Genomic DNA, 18,428 nt, shown 5'->3' with positions numbered 1-18,428 from the left:
CGGCGCTCTTTCGCTCGCGTGCTCAGGCCGCGAATTGCAGCGCGGCCAGGCGCGCATAGACGCCGCCCTGCGCCAGCAGCTGCGCGTGCGTGCCCTGTTCCACGATGCCGCCATGGTCCAGCACCACGATGCGGTCGGCCTTCTGCACCGTGGCCAGCCGGTGCGCGATGACCAGCGTGGTGCGGCCCTGCATGGCCGATTCCAGCGCGGCCTGCACCATGCGCTCGCTCTCGGCGTCCAGCGCGCTGGTGGCTTCGTCCAGCAGCAGCAGGGGCGCGTTCTTGAGCATCGCCCGCGCGATCGCGATGCGCTGGCGCTGGCCGCCGGACAGGCGCACGCCGCGCTCGCCGAGAAAGGTGGCATAGCCTTCGGGCAGGGCTTCGATGAAGGTGTCGGCATGGGCAGCGCGTGCGGCTGCGCGCACCTCGTCGTCGCTGGCGCCGGGGCGGCCGTAGCGGATGTTCTCCAGCGCGCTGGCCGAGAAGATCACGGCGTCCTGCGGCACCAGGCCGATGCGGTCGCGCAGCGCCTCCAGCGGCCAGTCGGCCAGCGGCACGCCGTCGAGCTCGATGCGGCCCTGCTGCGGGTCGTAGTAGCGCAGCAGCAGCTGGAACACGGTGGTCTTGCCGGCGCCGCTGGAGCCGACCAGTGCCACCGTTTCGCCCGGGGACACCTGCAGATCGAAGTCCCGCAGCGCCGGCGTGTCCGGCCGCGACGGGTAGTGGAAGCGCAGCCCCTCGATGCGCACGGTGCTGCCGCCGGCGGGCAGTGGCGCCGTGCGCGGCCGGGCGGGTGACACGATGTCGGCGCGCGCATGCAGCAGCTCCATCAGCCGCTCGGTGGCGCCGGCGGCGCGCAGCAGGTCGCCGTAGACCTCGCCCAGCACGGCCAGGGCGCTGGCCAGGATGATCACGTAGACCACGGTCTGGCCCAGGTGGCCGGGCGTGATGCTGCCGCGCATCACGGCCTGCGTGCCTTCGTACAGGCCCCACAGCAGCGCGGCCGAGGTGGCGATGATGATGAAGGCGACCAGCACGGCGCGCGCCTTGGCGCGGCGCACGGCAGTGCCGAAGGCGGCCTGCGTGGAGGCCGAGAAGCGCGCCGCTTCGCGCGCCTCGCCGCTGTAGCTCTGGACCACGGGAATGGCGTTCAGCACCTCGGCCGCGATGGCGCTGGCATCGGCCACGCGGTCCTGGCTGGCGCGCGACAGGCGGCGCACGCGCCGGCCGAACCACATGCTGGGCAGCACCACCAGCAAAAGCATCACGAACACCTGCAGCATCACGTACGGATTGCTCCAGACCAGCATGGCCAGCGCGCCCACGCCCATCACGGCGTTGCGCAGGCCCATGCTCAGCGAGGAGCCGACCACCGTCTGCACCAGCGTGGTGTCGGAAGTCAGCCGCGACAGCACCTCGCCGGTCTGGGTGGTCTCGAAGAAGGCTGGGCTCTGGCGCAGCACCCGGCTGTAGACGGCGTTGCGCAGGTCGGCCGTCACGCGCTCGCCCAGCCAGCTCACGGTGAAGAAGCGGGCGGCCGAGAAGAAGCCCAGGGCCACCGCCACGCCGAAGAGGGCGAAGAAATGGTCCCGCAGCGCCAGCGCCTGCTGGCCGCGGTCGGCGGGCAGCAGGCCACCGTCGATGAGGTTGCGCAGGGCCAGCGGAAACACCAGCGTGGTGACGGCAGCCATCACCAGGAAGAGGCCGGCCAGGGCGATCTGGAGCCGGTAAGGCCGGAGGAAGGGCGCCAGGCCCGAGAGCGAGCGTGGCGAGCCCTTGGCGGTCGTGGGGGCGGACATGGCGGCGGATTCTAGGAGCCCCCGCCGCACGCCTGCGTGCCTCGACAAAAACTGCTGCTGCAATATCCGCCTTGACAATTACTGTCTAGGCAATTAAATTGCCGCCCCCATGGTTGCCGAACTTCCGTCCTCTCCGCCGTCCGCCCGGCCGGCCCCGGCTTCGCCCAAGGCCCCCGATCCCCCCGGGGCCCGGTGTGGCGCCGTGCCGCCCGCCGCTTTCTACCGTCCCGAGAACTACGCCGCCGACATGAGCGTGGGCTACATGATGCGCCGCCTCATCACGGCCATGAGCCAGGCGGTGGAGTCGGAACTGGTCGAGCCCGGCGGGCCCACCTACCCGCAATGGATCCCGCTGCACAAGCTGCACACGCATCTGGCGCCCTCGGCCACGGTGGCCGAACTGGCGCGCGAGTGCCAGCTCGACACGGGCGCGATGACGCGCCTGCTGGACCGGCTGGAGGCCAAGGGCCTGGTGCGCCGCGTGCGCTCGGTGGCCGACCGCCGCGTGGTCAACATCGAGCTGACGCCCGAAGGGGCGGCCCATGCGGAGCGCGTGCCGCACGTGCTGTGCCGCGTGCACAACGAATTCCTCAGCGGCTTCAGCGAGGCGGAATGGCGCCAGCTCAAGGGCTACCTCGGCCGCATGCTCGACAACGCACAGAAGCTGCCGGCGGCGCCGGCCGCTCCCCAGGAACCATGAATCCGTCATCGCTTTCGCAGGCCCTGCGCAGGGGCCCCCCCCGGCCCGGCACCCCCCGGCCCGGCGCCCGCCGCGCCGCCTTGCCGCGTGCGCGCCTGGCCGGCGCGCTGGCCCTCGCCCTCCTTGCCGCGGGCTGCGCGAACACCGGCACGCTAGCACCGCCGGCCGCAGCGCTCACGCCAACGCAGGCCGGCCTGCCGACCGACCCCGGGCTGCCCATCGCGGCCGTGGACGCTCGCTGGTGGCAGGCCTTCGGCGACCCGCAGCTGGACCGCCTGGTCGACCAGGCGCTGCAAGGCAACCCGAACCTGCAGGTGGCGCAGGCGCGCCTGGCCAAGGCGCAGTCCGCCGTCGGCGTGGTGCGCGCCAACGATCTGCCGCAGGTCAAGGGCGATGCCCAGGTCAACCGCTCGCTCTATTCCGAGAACTACATCTACCCGTCGCCGCTGGGCGGCTCGGTCCAGAACACCGGGCTGCTGCAGATCGGCGCCGGCTGGGAGCTGGACTTCTTCGGCAAGAACCATGACGCGCTGCAGGCGGCCGTGGGCAACGCCCGCGCGGCGCAGGCCGAAGCCGACGCGGCCCGCGTGCTGCTGGCCGGCAATGTCGCCCGCAGCTACGTGCAGTGGGCGCGCCTGGTGGCGCAGCGCGACGTGGCCGAGCGCACGCTGGCCCAACGTGAAGAGACGCTGCGCCTGGTGCAGGGCCGCGTCGCCGCCGGCCTGGACACGCGCCTGGAGCTGCGCCAGAGCGAGGGCGGCCTGCCCGAGGCGCGCCAGCAGATCGAGGCCCTGGACGAACAGATCGCGATCGTCCGGCATGCGCTCGACGCGCTGACGGCGCAGCCCGGCATCGCGGCGTCGCTGAACGCGCCTTCGCTGGCCGCCCTGCGGCCCATGCCGCTGCAGGCCGCGCTGCCGGCCGATCTGCTGGGCCGCCGCGCCGACATCGCCGCCGCGCGCTGGCGCGCCGAAGCGGCCACGCATGACGTGGACTATGCGCGCAAGCAGTTCTACCCGAACGTCAACCTCAATGCCTTCGTCAACGTGCAGTCGCTGGGCCTGGACCAGCTGCTCAAGTCGGGCAGCCTGCAATGGGGCGTGGGTCCGGCCATCAGCCTGCCCGTCTTCGAAGGCGGGCGCCTGCGCGCCAACCTGCAGGGCAAGGCGGCGGACCGCGACGCGGCCATCGAGAGCTACAACGCCGCCGTGCTCGATGCGGTGCGCGACGCCGCCGACCAGGTCAGCAGCCTGCAGTCCATTGCGCGCCAGCAGGCGCAGCAGCGCGAAGCCCAGGCCGCGGCCGAAGGCGCCTGGCAGATCGCCACGCAGCGCTATGGCGCCGGCCTGGGCAACTACCTGAACGTGCTGGCGGCCGAGACCGCCGTGCTGGCGCAGCGCCGCCAGGCGGTGGACCTGGCGGCGCGTGCGCTGGACACACAGGTGGCGCTGGCGCGCGCGCTGGGCGGCGGCTGGCAGGCCGGCCCCGGCCCCGCGCCGCAGGCCGCCGCAGCGGACGTGGCGCCCGCCCGGCCCTGAATCTTTCATCCACGAGTCAAGAAAAGCTTTAGCGAGCCCCGTTCCGGGGTGGAGCCCATCATGAGCGAAAACAACGACATCTCGTCTTCCGCGGCGCCCGCCGCCACATCGCATGACACCGGCCGGGGCGGCAACGGCAAGCGCCGCCGCGCGCTGCTGTCCCTGACGGCCGTCGTGGTGCTGGCCGGGGCCGCCTGGACGGCCTACGAAGTGCTGGTCGCCAGCCACTACGAAAGCACCGACAACGCCTACGTGCAGGGCAACGTCATCCAGATCACGCCGCAGATCGCGGGCACGGTGATGCGCATCGGCGCCGATGACACCGACTTCGTGAAAGCCGGCCAGCCGCTGGTGCAGCTGGACCCGTCCGACGCCCAGGTGGCGCTGGAGCAGGCCGAGGCCGCCCTGGCCCAGGCCGTGCGCCAGGCGCGCACGCTGTACGCCAACAACGGCTCGCTGGCTGCCCAGGTGCAATTGCGCCAGGCCGACGTGGCCCGGGCGCAGAGCGACCTGGCCCGCGCGCAGGACGACCTGCGCCGCCGCCAGTCGCTGGGTGGCAACGGTGCTGTTTCCAAGGAAGAGCTGAACCATTCCGAAACCGCTGTGGCCAATGCGCGCAGCGCGTTGGCGGCGGCGCAGGCCGGCGTGGCCGCGGCGCGCGAAAGCCTGGCCAGCAACCGGTCGCTGACCGACGGCACGCGCGTGGAGGAGCACCCCAGCGTGCTGGCCGCCGCCGCCAAGGTGCGCGAGGCCTACCTCGCCACGCAGCGCGTCGCCATGCCCGCGCCCATCGATGGCTACGTGGCCAGGCGCACCGTCCAGTTGGGCCAGCGCGTGAGCCCGGGGGCGCCGCTGATGTCGGTGGTGCCGCTGGGCCAGGTGTGGGTCGACGCGAATTTCAAGGAAGTGCAGTTGCGCAACATCCGCATCGGCCAGCCCGTGAAACTCACGGCCGACCTGTACGGCAAGAAGGTGCAGTACGACGGCCGCGTGGAAGGCCTGGGCATCGGCACGGGCGCGGCCTTCGCGCTGCTGCCGGCGCAGAACGCCACGGGCAACTGGATCAAGGTGGTGCAGCGCGTGCCGGTGCGCATCGCGCTGGACCCCGAGCAGGTCAAGGCCAATCCGCTGCGCGTGGGCCTGTCGATGGATGCCGAAGTCGACGTGCGCGAACGCGGCGGCCCGCTGCTGGCCGACGCGCCGCGCCGCGAGCCCGTGGCGCAGACCCAGGTCTACCAGGCCGTTGAAAAAATGCTCATCGAACGCGCCAGGGTCGTGGATTTCGAAGAAACGGATCGCCCAAACTGGCCTGCGCAGCGATTGGAGCGGCCATTTCGGCCTGTTTGCAGGCCGTTTTGCCCGTTCCGGGCGCACGTATCCCATGGTTCACGCATGATGCGCGTCCCACCAGCCGCCCAGACTGCCCATGCGCACCAGGTTGTAGGTGGCAAAGCACAGCAGCGCCTGGCCCGCGAGCTTGGCCTGACCGATCAATTTGGTCTTGGCCAGACCACCCACTGTCTTGATCCAGCCAAAGGCCTCCTCGATGCGCTTGCGCACTTTGAGGCTGGTCTGGTAGCCCTCGTGGCGCCGGATGCGGCCATCGACCGCCGAGTGCTTGTCCTTGGCCGCCACGTGTGGCGTGACTTTGAGCTTTCGGCAGCCCTTGATGAAGGCCTGGCTGTCGTAACCTTTGTCGGCCCCGACCGTGGCCCGCTTGTTCTTGTTTCCCCGGCGTTTGAGCATCGCCAGCGCCGCCTCGCGCTCGGCGGTGCCACTGGCATGTGTGATCTCCACATCCACGAGCAGCCCGTTGCGGTTCTGCATGAGGATGTGCCCCATGTGGCACAGGCGAGATTTGTCGCCCGCGCTCTTCTTGAACAGCCGGGCATCGGCATCGGTGGTGCTGGCGTGGGTGTCGTTGCAGCGCTCCTGCCCTTTGAAGTTCACCTCGGGGTTGCGTCCGGGTGGCGTGCCGCTGTCGTCGTCTTTGCGTTTGAAACTCTTGTGCGAGGCCCAGGCCTCAATCAGCGTGCCGTCCACGCTGAAGTGTTCGTCGCTGGCAAGCCGGCCCCACTGGGCGCTGAGCTTGACGCGCTCGAAGAAGGCGCGCGCCAGGTCTTCGTTGAAGAGGCGTTCGCGGTTGGCGCTGAAGGTGGAGTGGTCCCAGACCTTGTCTTCAATGTTCAGGCCCACGAACCAGCGGTACAGCAGGTTGTAGTTGACCGCCTCGACCAGCTGGCGTTCGCTGCGGATGGAGAACAGGATTTGCAGCAGCAAGGCCTTGAGCAGCATCTCCGGCGGCACCGAGGGGCGGCCACGGCGGGCGTACACCGCTTCGAACTCGCTGTTCATGCTCGACAGCAGCGCATCCACCACGGCGCGCAACTTGCGCAGCGGGTGTGCCGCTGGCACTCTTTCTTCAAGGCTGATGTAGCTAAACATCGCCCCCTGGAAGTCTTGGTTGCCTCTCATCTTTCTTGTCGCAGTTGTTCCGGGATGGCTTCAGATCGTAGCGGCCGACGCGGACGCTCGCAGGGGATTTTTCAACGGCCTGCTACAGCGCGCTGGACCAGGGCGCGGACGCGCAGGTGCGGCGCATCATCGAGGCGAACCTGGGCCGGGCCCCGGCGCCGCAGGCGGGCGACGGCGCGCGCGAGGGCCAGGGCCCGGCACCAGCGCGGCAAGGGCAGGGCGCGCATCTGGCGATGAACCACCACGCCGGCTGAGCGGGCCGTCGCGCAGGCGATTTCCATGTCCGCCAACACCACCGCCTATGTCTCGCCGCCGCCGCTCGAAGGTGCGGCGCGCGTGTGGGGCACGCTGGCCCTCTCCGCCGCGACTTTCATGAACGTGCTGGACTCGTCCATCGCGAACGTGTCGCTGCCCGCCATCTCGGGCGACCTGGGCGTGAGCTCCACGCAGGGCACCTGGGTCATCACCAGCTTCGGCGTGGCCAATGCCATCGCCGTGCCGCTCACGGGCTTTCTCACGCAGCGCATCGGGCAGGTGCGCCTGTTCATGGCCAGCGTGATCCTGTTCGTCATCAGCTCCTGGCTCTGCGGCCTGGCGCCCAACATGACGATGCTGATCGCCTTCCGCGCGCTGCAGGGCTTCGTCGCGGGGCCCATGATCCCGCTGTCGCAGACGCTGCTGCTGTCCAGCTACCCGCGCGCCAAGGCGGGGCTGGCGATGGCCATGTGGTCCATGACCACGCTGATCGCGCCCGTGATGGGGCCGCTCCTGGGCGGCTGGATCACCGACAACATCTCGTGGCCCTGGATCTTCTACATCAACATCCCGGTCGGCCTGCTGGCCGCGGGCCTCACGCTGCTGATCTACCGCAAGCGCGAGAGCCCGACCCAGCAGGTGCCCATCGACGCCATCGGCCTCGCGCTGCTGGTGCTGTGGGTGGGCGCGCTGCAGCTCATGCTCGACAAGGGCAAGGAGCTGGACTGGTTCCATTCGGCCGAGATCATCGCGATGGCCGTGGTCGCCGCGGTGGGCTTCGCCTTCTTCCTGGTCTGGGAGCTGACCGAGAAGCACCCGGTGGTGGACCTGTCGCTGTTCAAGCGCCGCAACTTCTGGTCGGGCGCCCTGGCCACGGCCGTGGGCTATGGTCTGTTCTTCGGCAACGTGGTGATCCTGCCGCTGTGGCTGCAGCAGTACATGGGCTACACGGCCACGCAGGCCGGCATGGTGCTGGCGCCGGTGGGCGTGATGGCCATCCTGCTGTCGCCCATCGTGGGCCTCACGGTGGGCAAGGTGGACCCGCGGCGCTATGCCACGGCCTCCTTCCTCATCTTCGCACTGATCCTGTGGATGCGCTCGCGCTTCAACACGCAGACCGACTTCGCCACCATCATGATCCCGACCGTGATCCAGGGCATCGCGATGGCCTTCTTCTTCATCCCACTGGTGACCATCACGCTGTCGGGCCTGACGCCGGACCGCATTCCCGCGGCCTCGGGCCTGTCGAACTTCGCGCGCATCACGGCCGGCGCGATGGGCACGTCCATCGCCACCACCCTGTGGGAGAACCGCGCCGCGCTGCACCATGCGCAACTGGCCGAAGCGGTGAACACCGGCAGCACGGCCACCAATGCCGCCATCGGCACGCTGAGTGGTGCGGGCTTCAGTTCGGAGCAGGTGCTGGCGCAGATCAACCGCCTGGTCGACCAGCAGGCCTTCATGCTGGCGACCTCGGAGCTGTTCTATGCCTCGGCGCTGATGTTCCTGCTGCTGGTGCCGGTGATCTGGCTGTCGCGCCCCGCGCGCGGCGGTGCGGGCGCCGACGCGGCGGCCGGTGCGCACTGAGGAAGCGTTTCTTCCTTCCACTGCGTGAGCACCGCGCAGCCCTTCGAATCGGCCCGCCTCGTGCGGGCCTTTTTTCGTTCGGACCAGCCCGGAACAGGCGGCACGAGGGACTGAAAACGGGCGTTGTAGGACGCGTGCACATTGCACCGCAGCATCCGCATTTGCCCCAGTACGCAAGGCCAAACGGGCCGCCAACAATGCGCCGTAATTACAGAGGGTCGTCCATCGCATGCCATGCACTGCCTGCCCCAAGAACCTCCTGGCTTCGAGCCTGCTGGAGCGCTTTGGCGTGAATCCGTCCCGCGCTCGCCGCATCGCCCCTCAGGGCTCAGGGGCCCCGGTGCCGTCGCAAGGGTGGGCCGCCTGACATGAGCGACATCATCCTCGAGACCCGCCAGCTCACCAAGGAGTTCAAGGGCTTCACCGCCGTGAGCAAGGTCGACCTGAAGGTGGCGCGCGGCGCCATCCACGCGCTCATCGGTCCCAACGGTGCGGGCAAGACCACCTGCTTCAACCTGCTGACCAAGTTCCTGGAGCCCACTTCGGGCAGCATCGTCTTCAATGGGCAGGACATCACGCGCGAGCGGCCGTCGCAGATCGCGCGGCGCGGCATCATCCGCTCCTTCCAGATCTCGGCCGTGTTTCCGCACCTGACGGTGCTGGAGAACGTGCGCCTGGGCCTGCAGCGCGCGCTGGGCACCAGCTACCACTTCTGGAAGAGCGAGAAATCGCTGCTGCCCCTGCACGGCCGCGCGATGGAGCTGCTGGCCGAAGTGGGGCTGGAGGACTTGGCCCACGAGCAGACCGTGAACCTGCCCTACGGCCGCAAGCGCGCGCTCGAGATCGCCACCACGCTGGCCATGGAGCCCGAACTCATGCTGCTGGACGAGCCCACGCAGGGCATGGGCCACGAAGACGTGCACCGCGTGGCGCAGCTGATCAAGCGCGTGTCGGCCGGCCGCACCATCCTCATGGTGGAGCACAACATGAGCGTGGTCTCCACCATCGCCGACACCATCACCGTGCTGCAGCGCGGCGCCGTGCTGGCCGAAGGGCCGTACGCCGAAGTCTCGAAGAACCCGCAGGTCATGGAGGCCTACATGGGCACCACCGAAGGCCAGCTGCAGGGAGCGCATTGACATGAAGCACCCCCCAAGCGGCTTCGCCGCTCCCCCCTCTGCTGCGCGAGAGGGGCGCACCCAGAGGCCTGGCAAAGCCAGTTCCTCGGGTGCCCTGAAGACTTCGCTGCGCTCGTCGGCTGAGATGGCTGCGCTGCGTTCATGCGACGCGGATGACTGACATGGCAACAACCCCCGCACTCGAAATCAAGGACCTGCACGCCTGGTACGGCGAATCGCATGTGCTGCACGGCGTGGACATGGTCGTGCAGCCCGGCGAGGTGGTGACGCTGCTGGGCCGCAACGGCGCCGGGCGCACCAGCACGCTGCGCGCCATCATGGGTCTCACGGGCTCGCGCAAGGGCAGCATCCGGGTCAACGGCCACGAGACCGTGGGCCTGCCCACGCACCGCATCGCCCATTTCGGCATCGGCTACTGCCCCGAGGAGCGCGGCATCTTTGCCAGCCTGTCGGCCGAGGAGAACCTGATGCTGCCACCGGCCCTGAAGGGCAGCGAGGGCGGCATGAGCGTGGAGGAGATCTACGCCATGTTCCCCAACCTGGCCGAGCGCCGCCACAGCCAGGGCACGCGCCTGTCGGGGGGCGAGCAGCAGATGCTGGCGGTGGCGCGCATCCTGCGCACCGGCGCGCGCCTGCTGCTGCTCGACGAGATCTCCGAAGGGCTCGCGCCCGTCATCGTGCAGGCGCTGGCGCGCATGATCACCATGCTGCGCGCCAAGGGCTACACGGTGGTGATGGTGGAGCAGAACTTCCGTTTCGCCGCACCGCTGGCCGACCGCTTCTACGTGATGGAGCACGGCCGCATCGTGGAGCGCTTCGGCGCCGACGAGCTGCAGGCCAAGGCCGAGGTGCTCAACGAGCTGCTGGGCGTCTAGACGCCCTGTTCCCTTCTTTCCCTTCCTGCTCTTTCTCGCTCGCCAAACACTAGGAGACCACGTGATGATGAAGAAGCAATTCACCGGGATCGCACTGGCCATCGCCGCCCTGGGCGTGGCCGGCACCGCGCAGGCGCAGGAGCGCGTCAAGATCGGCTTCGTGACCGACATGTCCAGCCTGTATTCGGACGTCGAAGGCAAGAACGGGGCGATGGCGATCCAGATGGCCATCGACGACTTCGGCGGCAAGGTGCTGGGCCAGCCCATCGAGCTGCTGACGGCCGACCACCAGAACAAGGCCGACATCGCGGCGTCCAAGGCCCGCGAGTGGATCGACACCGCCGGCGTGACCATGATCTTCGGCGGCACCAACTCCGGCACCGCGCTGGCCACGGCCAAGGTGGCGCAGGAAAAGAAGCGCGTCTACTTCAACAACGGCGCGGCCACCTCGGCGCTGACCAACGAGCAGTGCAGCCCTTACACAGTGCACTACGCCTACGACACGGTGGCGCTGGCCAAGGGCACGGGCGCCGCGGTGGTCGACCAGGGCGGCAAGAGCTGGTTCTTCCTCACGGCCGACTACGCCTTCGGCCATGCGCTGGAGGCCGACACCAGCAAGGTCGTCAAGGACAAGGGCGGCACCGTGGTGGGCGCCGTGCGCGCGCCGCTCAATGCCTCGGACTTCTCGTCCTTCCTGCTGCAGGCGCAGAACAGCAAGGCGCAGATCCTGGGCCTGGCCAACGCGGGCGGCGACACCATCAATTCGATCAAGGCCGCGCGCGAATTCGGCATCGGCAAGTCGATGAAGGTGGCCGGCCTGCTGGTGTTTCTGAGCGACGTGCACAGCCTGGGCTTGCGCAACACCGAAGGCCTGCTGCACACCACCAGCTGGTACTGGGACCTGAACGACAAGTCGCGCCAGTGGGCGCAGCGCTTCAACGAGAAGGCCAAGCGCATGCCCACCGACGTGCAGGCGGCCGACTACTCGGCCACCATGGCTTACCTGAAGGCCGTGGAGGCGGCCAAGACCACGGATGCCGACAAGGTGATGGAGCAGCTCAAGAAGACGCCCATCGACGACTTCTACGGCAAGGGCATGATCCGCGCCGACGGCCGCTTCGTGCACGACATGTACCTGGTCGAGGTGAAGAAGGCCTCCGAATCCAAGCAGCCCTGGGACTACCTGAAGGTGGTCAAGACGCTGCCGGGCGAGCAGGTCTTCACCACCAAGGCCGAGAGCAAGTGCGCCCTCTGGAAGTGACCTCGCCGCAACCCGCCCGCGGGCGGGCCGCGCCTCCTACCCCCGTTCCCCTCCCACGCAAAGAGACACCATGAGCCTTCGTCCCCGTTTCACCGTCACCGTCCTGGCCGCGGCCGCCTTGCTCGCCGCCGGCGCCGCCCAGGCGCAGGACAAGGTCCGCATCGGTTTCGTCACCGACATGTCCAGCCTCTATTCCGACGTGGACGGCAAGGGCGGCGCCACGGCCATCCAGATGGCCATCGACGACTTCGGCGGCAAGGTCAACGGCATGCCCATCGAGCTGCTGACGGCCGACCACCAGAACAAGGCCGACATCGCGGCGTCGAAGGCGCGCGAGTGGATCGACACGCAGAACCTCACCATGCTGGTGGGCGGCACCAACTCGGGCACGGCCCTGGCCATGAACAAGGTGGCGCAAGAGAAAAAACGCGTGTTCATCGCCATCGGCGCCGGCACCTCGCAGCTGACCAACGAGCAGTGCAGCCCCTACACCATCCACTACGCCTACGACACCGTGGCCCTGGCCAAGGGCACCGGCGGCGCCGTCGTGGACCAGGGCGGCAAGGACTGGTACTTCCTCACGGCCGACTACGCCTTCGGCCAGTCGCTGCAGGACGACACGGCCAAGGTCGTCACGGCCAAGGGCGGCAAGGTGCTGGGCAGCGTCAAGCACCCGCTCAACGCCAACGACTTCTCGTCCTTCCTGCTGCAGGCGCAGAACAGCAAGGCGCAGATCCTGGGCCTGGCCAATGCGGGCGGCGACACCATCAACGCCATCAAGGCGGCGCGCGAGTTCGGCATCACCAAGAGCATGAAGATGGCCGGCCTGCTGGTCTTCGTGACCGACGTGCACAGCCTGGGCCTGAAGAACACCGAAGGCCTGCTGCTCACCACCAGCTGGGACTGGAACCTCGACGAGGAATCGCGCAAGTTCGGCAAGCGCTTCTTCGACAAGACCAAGCGCATGCCCACCGACATCCAGGCCGCGGACTACTCGGCCACGATGCAGTACCTGAAGGCCGTGGAGGCCACCAAGAGCACCGACGCCGACAAGATCATGGCCCACTTCAAGAGCACGCCGCTGAAGGACTTCTACGCCCAGGGCGTGGTGCGCCCCGACGGCCGCTATGTGCACGACATGTACCTGATGCAGGTCAAGAGCCCGGCCGAGTCCAAGCAGGCCTGGGACTACTACAAGGTCGTGACCAAGCTGCCGGGCGACGCGGTCTACACCACCAAGGCCGAAAGCCGCTGCAGCCTCTGGAAGTGAGCTGAAACGCCGACAGGCGAGGGCGCGGCACGTGCCGCGGCCCGCAGCCTGCCGGATCCTGCCCAGCGACCAGCCTTTCGCGTGCCGCACCCATGAACATATCGCTCCCCGCCTTGCTGAGCCAGTTGCTGCTCGGGCTGGTCAACGGCTCTTTCTACGCCATCCTGAGCCTCGGGCTGGCGGTGATCTTCGGCCTGCTCAACGTCATCAACTTCGCGCATGGGGCCCTGTTCATGCTGGGCGCCGTGCTCACGTGGATGGCCATGAATTACCTGGGCGTCAACTACTGGGTGATGCTGCTGGCCGCGCCGGTGCTCATCGGCCTGTTCGGCATCCTCATCGAGCGGCTGCTGCTGCGCTGGATCTACAAGCTCGACCATCTGTACGGCCTGCTGCTCACGCTGGGGCTCACGCTGCTCATCGAAGGCGTGTTCCGCTCGGTGTACGGCGTCTCGGGCCTGCCCTATGACACGCCCGAGCTGCTGACCGGCGCCACCGACCTGGGTTTCATGATGCTGCCCAACTACCGCGCCTGGGTGGTGGTGGCCTCGCTGGTCGTGTGCTTCGCCACCTGGTACGTGATCGAGAAGACGCCGCTCGGGGCGCTGCTGCGCGCCGGCACCGAGAACCCGCGCCTGGTCGAAGCCTTCGGCATCAACGTGCCGCTGATGATCACGCTGACCTACGGCTTCGGCGTGGCGCTGGCCGCCTTCGCCGGCGTGCTGGCCGCACCCGTGTACCAGGTGTCGCCGCTGATGGGCCAGAACCTGATCATCGTGGTGTTCGCGGTGGTGGTGATCGGCGGCATGGGCTCGATCATGGGCTCCATCCTCACCGGCCTGGGCCTGGGCGTGATCGAGGGCCTGACCAAGGTGTTCTATCCGGAAGCCTCATCCACCGTCGTGTTCGTGATCATGGTCATCGTGCTGCTGATCCGCCCCGCCGGCCTGTTCGGCAAGGAAAAGTGAGAGGCCGGCCATGATGAAAAAGATCTCGCTTCCTCTGTACCTGCTGCTCCTGCTGGGCCTGGTGCTGGCGCCCTTCTTCGGCGCCTACCCGATCTTCGTGATGAAGCTGCTGTGCTTCGCCCTGTTCGCCTGCGCGTTCAACCTGCTGCTGGGCTACACGGGCTTCCTGTCCTTCGGGCATGCGGCCTTCCTGGGCGGCTCGGCCTACGTGGCCGGGCACGCGATGAAGGTGTGGGGCCTCACGCCCGAACTGGGCCTGCTGGCCGGCACGGCCACCGGGGCGCTGCTGGGCTGGATCTTCGGCGTGCTGGCCATCCGCCGCCAGGGCATCTACTTCGCGATGATCACGCTGGCCCTGGCGCAGATGGTGTTCTTCATTGCGCTGCAGGCCAAGTTCACGGGCGGCGAGGACGGCCTGCAGGGCGTGCCGCGCGGCAAGCTCTTCGGCGTGGTGGACCTGCGCAACGAGCTGACGATGTATTACGTGACGCTGCTGATCTGCGTCGCGGCCTTCCTGCTGATCGTGCGCACCATCCATTCGCCCTTCGGCCAGGTGCTCAAGGGCATCAAGGAGAACGAGCCGCGCGCGCTGTCGCTGGGCTATGACACGGGCCGCTTCAAGCTGCTGGTGTTCGTGATCTCGGCGGCGATCTCCGGCCTGGCCGGCTCGCTCAAGACGCTGGTGCTGGGCTTCGCCACGCTCAGCGACGTGCACTGGACCGCCTCGGGCCAGGTGGTGCTGATGACGCTGGTGGGCGGCCTGGGCACGCTGTCGGGTCCGCTGGTCGGCGCGGCGGTGGTGGTGCTGCTGGAGAACAAGATCGGCGAGCTGGGCCACTTCCTCGCGCGCCTGACTTCGGTGGACTGGTTCAACACGCTGGGCGAGTCGGTCACCATGGTCACGGGCCTGATCTTCGTGATCTGCGTGCTGGCCTTCCGCCGCGGCATCATGGGCGAGGTCATCGCTTTCATCGAGCGGCGGCGAGCGAAGTAAAACTTGGGGTGCGCCTTTGCGCGCATCTCTGGCCCCGCTGCGCCGCGGGGCCCGGCTGAGCGCCGGGGGCGTGGAGCTGGGCATCGCTCTTCTCCGCAACGGCGCAGGGCCCCGCCGGCCCCCATATTGCGAGCAATTGTTGCATTGCGGCACGAGGGGCCCACGGGTGCGGTGCGGCGATTTCAATGCATTGAACAGCCCTGGATCTCACGTGTTCGCGGTGCGGTGCTCTGGCTGACCCTGAGTTTTGGCCCGTCCGGCGTGCCCTGAACGCGGGCGGGCCGCAGGCCTTGATGCAGATACCTGCCCTTTCCTAGCTTGCAGAAAATAACAAGCTCGGAAATTCCGCGTCTTTTCAGCTGGATAACATGCGCTGCAATTCCAGGCGAGGGAAGAATTTCACGATTTCGTAGTCAAGATGAATTTCTAATACTTAGATCGTATAAGAAATTCTTCTCTCGATTCATCCTTTTTTATTCAATTGCAGCTGCAGGCTGAGGCTGCCGCATGGAGAAAGAAATTCGGGAGCAAGAAGAATGCTGAGGCGCACGGCTTTCCTGGCGCGGTGCGCCGCACTGTGCGGCCTGCTGGTGCTTGCCGGCTGCGCCGTGGTGCCGGGCATGGGCACGGTGGGCCCCTACAGCGAGCCGCAGCCGGCAGACCCGCAGGCGCAGGGCCGGATCACCCCGATCTCGCTGGCGCTCGTGAACAGCCAGGCCCAGGCGCGGGCGCGCCCCTTGCCCCCGGAAGTGGAGGCGCTTTTCGGCGAGCCCGAACGCTATGTGATCGGCCCCGGCGACGTGGTCGGAGTGATCGTCTACGACCATCCGGAGCTCCTGCCCAATGCAGGCGCGGTGATCTCGCAATCGGCCGATCCGACCGGCGTGCAGGTGGCGCCCGGCTTCATCGTGGATTCAGGGGGCGAGATCGCCTTTCCCTATGTCGGCCGCATCCGGATTGCGGGCCTGACGGAAGCGGAGGCCTCCGCGCTGCTGGCGCGGCGAATCGCGGCGCAGATCCGCGACCCTCAGGTCACGGTGCGCATCCAGTCCTTTCGCAGCCGCCGCGTGTACGTGGAAGGCGAGGTGCGTTCGCCCGGCTCTCAGATCGTCACGGACGTGCCGATGACGCTGAGCGAAGCCCTCAACCGTGCGGGCGGCATCACCGGCAACGGAAACCGCGCAGCGCTGACGCTGCTGCGCGACGGTGTTTCCATCCCGCTGGATCTGACGCGGCTGCGCGAAGCCGGGCGCAACGCCAACGAGATTCCGCTGCGCCACGGCGACGTTCTGCGGGTCGCGCATCGCGAGGACAGCAAGGTCTTCGTGATGGGGGAGGTCGTGACGCCGCTGGCCCTGCCGATGCGCAGCAATGGTCGCCTGAGCCTGAGCGAGGCGCTGGGCGAAGCGGGCGGGCCCGCCGCCGCAAGCAGCGATCCGAGCCAGATCTACGTGATCCGGCAGGGCGCCATGGGCGAGCCGGCGATCTTCCACCTGGACGCCCGCAACCCCGCCGCGCTGGCGGTGGCGCAGCAGTTCCAGCTGGATGCGCACGACGTGGTGTACGTGGATCCGGTTCCGCTGGTGCGGTGGAACCGCGTCGTCAGCCTGATCCTGCCCTCGACCCAGGCGGTGAGCAACACCAGCCAGGCCGTCAACAACGCCAGCGACGTGCGCGAGCGCAACCGCTAGGGGCGACCCAGGGCGGCTGCCCCCGCAGCGACCGCGCGTTCGCGCGCGGCCCATCCTTCCGACCCTCATGCCGAAACCCTTTGAACGCCATGTCGCAGCTCAAGAGTCTGGCCCTCCGGCTTCCCTACCCGATGCTCAACGCGGGCCGGCGCGTGCGCGGCCACCTGCGCGTGGCGCGCGCGCGGCGCGCGGCGCAAGGCCGCATTCCCATGACTTTCGAGCATGCGCTCGAAGCGGCCAAGCGCGGCCTGCTGGACGCCGCCCAGGACGTGCATTGGCTGGATGGGCACGCCGATGCGGCCGGCGCGCACGCGCAGGGGCAGGCGCGCTGGGCGCGGGCCTTCGGCCAGTACCGTCAGGCCGGGGCCCAGCCCGCGCTGAAGCTGCTCTGGGCCGACGGGCCTTCGCCCGGAAACTTCGGCGACTGGCTGTCTCCCTACCTGCTGCACCGGCTGAGTGGCCGTGCGATCGAGCTGGTGGATGACTACCGCGCACCCGCCTTGCCGCATTGGGTGGCTGTCGGATCGCTGGCGCCGGCCATTGGCGCCCACGCCCACGTGCTGGGTGCGGGCGCCGCGCACGAGGGCGCGCGCATGCACCGCCATGCCACCTACCACTCGGTGCGCGGACCGCACACGGCGACGGCCTTGCGACGCTCGGGCGGCCCGAGCGTGGACCGCTTCGGCGACCTGGGCTTCATCCTGTCGCGGCTGTACACCCCCCGACCGGTGCGCCTGGACGCCCAGGTCCTGCTGGTGCGCCACATGAACCACCGCCACCTGCCCCTGGCCCTGCCCGAGGGGGTGGTGGAACTGTCGATCGAAGCGGCGGCGGCGACCGACATCGAACGTTTCATCGACATCCTGTGCGCGGCGCCGCTGGTGGTCACGTCGGCCATGCATTGCTTCATCGCCTGCCAGAGCTACGGCGTGCCTTGCGCGCTGGTCAACTTCGCACAGGACCGGCGCGCGGTGTACGGCGACGGCACCAAGTACCTCGACGCGATGGCGGGCGTCGGGCTCACGCCGCGGCTGCCCACGCTCCTGCCGGCCCACTTCGATCTGCGCACCGCCGGGTCGCTGGTGACCGGCGAGCGTGTCGCCGCCTCGGTGATCGACGAGATCCACCACCATGCGCGCCAGGTGCTGCGCGCCCAGACGCAAGGTTGACATCTTGGACGCCCTGATCGTCGTCATCTTCTTCCTGTTCGTCACCGTCGAGTCGTCGGCGCTCATCGCCCGCTACGCAGGCTGGCGCATCGGCAGCGTGTCGCTGGGCTACAGCTTCCACAACGCGATCCTCTCGCTCAACCGCTTCCTGGGCTTTCTGATCGGCCCGCTGATCGGCTTTCGCGTGGACACCGGCATGGGCGCGGCGCAGCTGCTGCAGCTCACGGCGTGGAGCCTGGTGCTGGCGGCGCTCGGGACGTCGGCCGTCTACCTGTTCTGGGGCGCGGTCAATGCGTCCTTTTGCCAGGTGCTGGGCAAGATCCGGCAAAACGGCTACCGCGTGCACTCCTTTTCAGCCATGCGATGGACGGGCACGCCTGGAATTTCCCCTTTGAAAGGCAGATTCGTCGCTTCGTTCTTCTATTCCTCGGCCGTCACCACCGGGTTGTTCGTTTCCGTGTCTTTCGTGCTGAACCTGGTGGCCATCTACCATTTTGATTACCGGGGTTCCATCCTTCAATTGACGGGGGTGGTCTCGGGCATTGGTTCGCTGCTGCTGAATTTTTACACCAATCCCCATCTCGCGGTGTCCGAGGAATCCGGAAATGCCGACGACGGCTATTTCTCCGTTTTCCTGGGAAAGATACTCGGAATTGCGGTGGTGTCGCCGGCATTGATCGCCACGGTATGGCTGATATTTCATTGAAC

Annotated in this window: 14 protein-coding genes and 1 pseudogene; 13 read left to right on the top strand and 2 right to left on the bottom strand. The window is 68.2% G+C overall.

Translation table 11 applies throughout. The features are described from left to right. Positions 1-22 precede the first annotated feature (22 nt). On the bottom strand, positions 23-1,798 hold the full coding sequence (locus tag LG388_RS23475; RefSeq protein WP_225784966.1) for an ABC transporter transmembrane domain-containing protein: 1,776 nt from the start codon (positions 1,796-1,798) through the stop codon (positions 23-25). 202 nt (positions 1,799-2,000) lie between these two features. Here LG388_RS23475 and LG388_RS23470 point away from each other — a divergent pair, with 202 nt between their 5' ends. The 3 genes and pseudogenes from LG388_RS23470 to LG388_RS23460 form a co-directional block, all read left to right on the top strand. Continuing rightward, positions 2,001-2,498: a MarR family winged helix-turn-helix transcriptional regulator gene (locus LG388_RS23470; protein WP_370630229.1), complete on the top strand. Its 498-nt coding sequence runs from the start codon at positions 2,001-2,003 to the stop codon at positions 2,496-2,498. Continuing rightward, positions 2,495-4,036 carry an efflux transporter outer membrane subunit gene (locus tag LG388_RS23465; protein ID WP_225784965.1) on the top strand — a complete coding sequence of 514 codons (1,542 nt, stop codon included), beginning with the start codon at positions 2,495-2,497 and terminating at the stop codon, positions 4,034-4,036. Before LG388_RS23470 ends, LG388_RS23465 begins: the two co-directional genes overlap by 4 nt. Before the next feature lie 60 nt (positions 4,037-4,096). Beyond that, positions 4,097-5,287: pseudogene (locus tag LG388_RS23460) on the top strand (efflux RND transporter periplasmic adaptor subunit); the annotation flags it as partial. 135 nt (positions 5,288-5,422) lie between these two features. Here the strand turns inward: LG388_RS23460 and LG388_RS23455 are convergent. After that, positions 5,423-6,511, bottom strand: a complete 1,089-nt coding sequence (locus tag LG388_RS23455; RefSeq protein ID WP_225784964.1) for an IS5 family transposase — start codon at positions 6,509-6,511, stop codon at positions 5,423-5,425. A 279-nt stretch (positions 6,512-6,790) separates the two neighbouring features. Here LG388_RS23455 and LG388_RS23450 point away from each other — a divergent pair, with 279 nt between their 5' ends. From LG388_RS23450 to LG388_RS23405, 10 genes are all read left to right on the top strand, one after another. Further along, on the top strand, positions 6,791-8,353 hold the full coding sequence (locus LG388_RS23450; RefSeq protein ID WP_255632228.1) for a DHA2 family efflux MFS transporter permease subunit: 1,563 nt from the start codon (positions 6,791-6,793) through the stop codon (positions 8,351-8,353). Positions 8,354-8,721: 368 nt separating this feature from the next. After that, positions 8,722-9,492, top strand: coding sequence for an ABC transporter ATP-binding protein (locus LG388_RS23445; protein ID WP_225784963.1), 771 nt, complete (start codon positions 8,722-8,724; stop codon positions 9,490-9,492). A gap of 161 nt (positions 9,493-9,653) precedes the next feature. Further along, positions 9,654-10,367 carry an ABC transporter ATP-binding protein gene (locus LG388_RS23440; RefSeq protein WP_225784962.1) on the top strand — a complete coding sequence of 238 codons (714 nt, stop codon included), beginning with the start codon at positions 9,654-9,656 and terminating at the stop codon, positions 10,365-10,367. A 67-nt stretch (positions 10,368-10,434) separates the two neighbouring features. Continuing rightward, positions 10,435-11,628, top strand: a complete 1,194-nt coding sequence (locus LG388_RS23435) for an ABC transporter substrate-binding protein (RefSeq protein WP_225785183.1) — start codon at positions 10,435-10,437, stop codon at positions 11,626-11,628. Between the two features lie 70 nt (positions 11,629-11,698). After that, positions 11,699-12,898: an ABC transporter substrate-binding protein gene (locus tag LG388_RS23430; protein WP_225784961.1), complete on the top strand. Its 1,200-nt coding sequence runs from the start codon at positions 11,699-11,701 to the stop codon at positions 12,896-12,898. A gap of 92 nt (positions 12,899-12,990) precedes the next feature. Beyond that, on the top strand, positions 12,991-13,866 hold the full coding sequence (locus tag LG388_RS23425) for a branched-chain amino acid ABC transporter permease (RefSeq protein WP_225784960.1): 876 nt from the start codon (positions 12,991-12,993) through the stop codon (positions 13,864-13,866). Between the two features lie 13 nt (positions 13,867-13,879). Beyond that, on the top strand, positions 13,880-14,860 hold the full coding sequence (locus tag LG388_RS23420) for a branched-chain amino acid ABC transporter permease (protein WP_225785182.1): 981 nt from the start codon (positions 13,880-13,882) through the stop codon (positions 14,858-14,860). A gap of 536 nt (positions 14,861-15,396) precedes the next feature. Continuing rightward, on the top strand, positions 15,397-16,551 hold the full coding sequence (locus LG388_RS23415; protein WP_225784959.1) for a polysaccharide biosynthesis/export family protein: 1,155 nt from the start codon (positions 15,397-15,399) through the stop codon (positions 16,549-16,551). 89 nt (positions 16,552-16,640) lie between these two features. Then, complete coding sequence (locus tag LG388_RS23410; protein ID WP_225784958.1) at positions 16,641-17,720, top strand: polysaccharide pyruvyl transferase family protein; 1,080 nt, start codon at positions 16,641-16,643, stop codon at positions 17,718-17,720. 4 nt (positions 17,721-17,724) lie between these two features. Beyond that, positions 17,725-18,426, top strand: a complete 702-nt coding sequence (locus LG388_RS23405) for a hypothetical protein (RefSeq protein ID WP_225784957.1) — start codon at positions 17,725-17,727, stop codon at positions 18,424-18,426. The last annotated feature ends 2 nt before the right edge of the window (positions 18,427-18,428 follow it).

Source organism: Xenophilus sp. Marseille-Q4582, from assembly GCF_916700565.1.
GTDB lineage: Bacteria > Pseudomonadota > Gammaproteobacteria > Burkholderiales > Burkholderiaceae_C > Xenophilus.
This window is presented reverse-complemented; position numbering and strand designations above follow the sequence as displayed.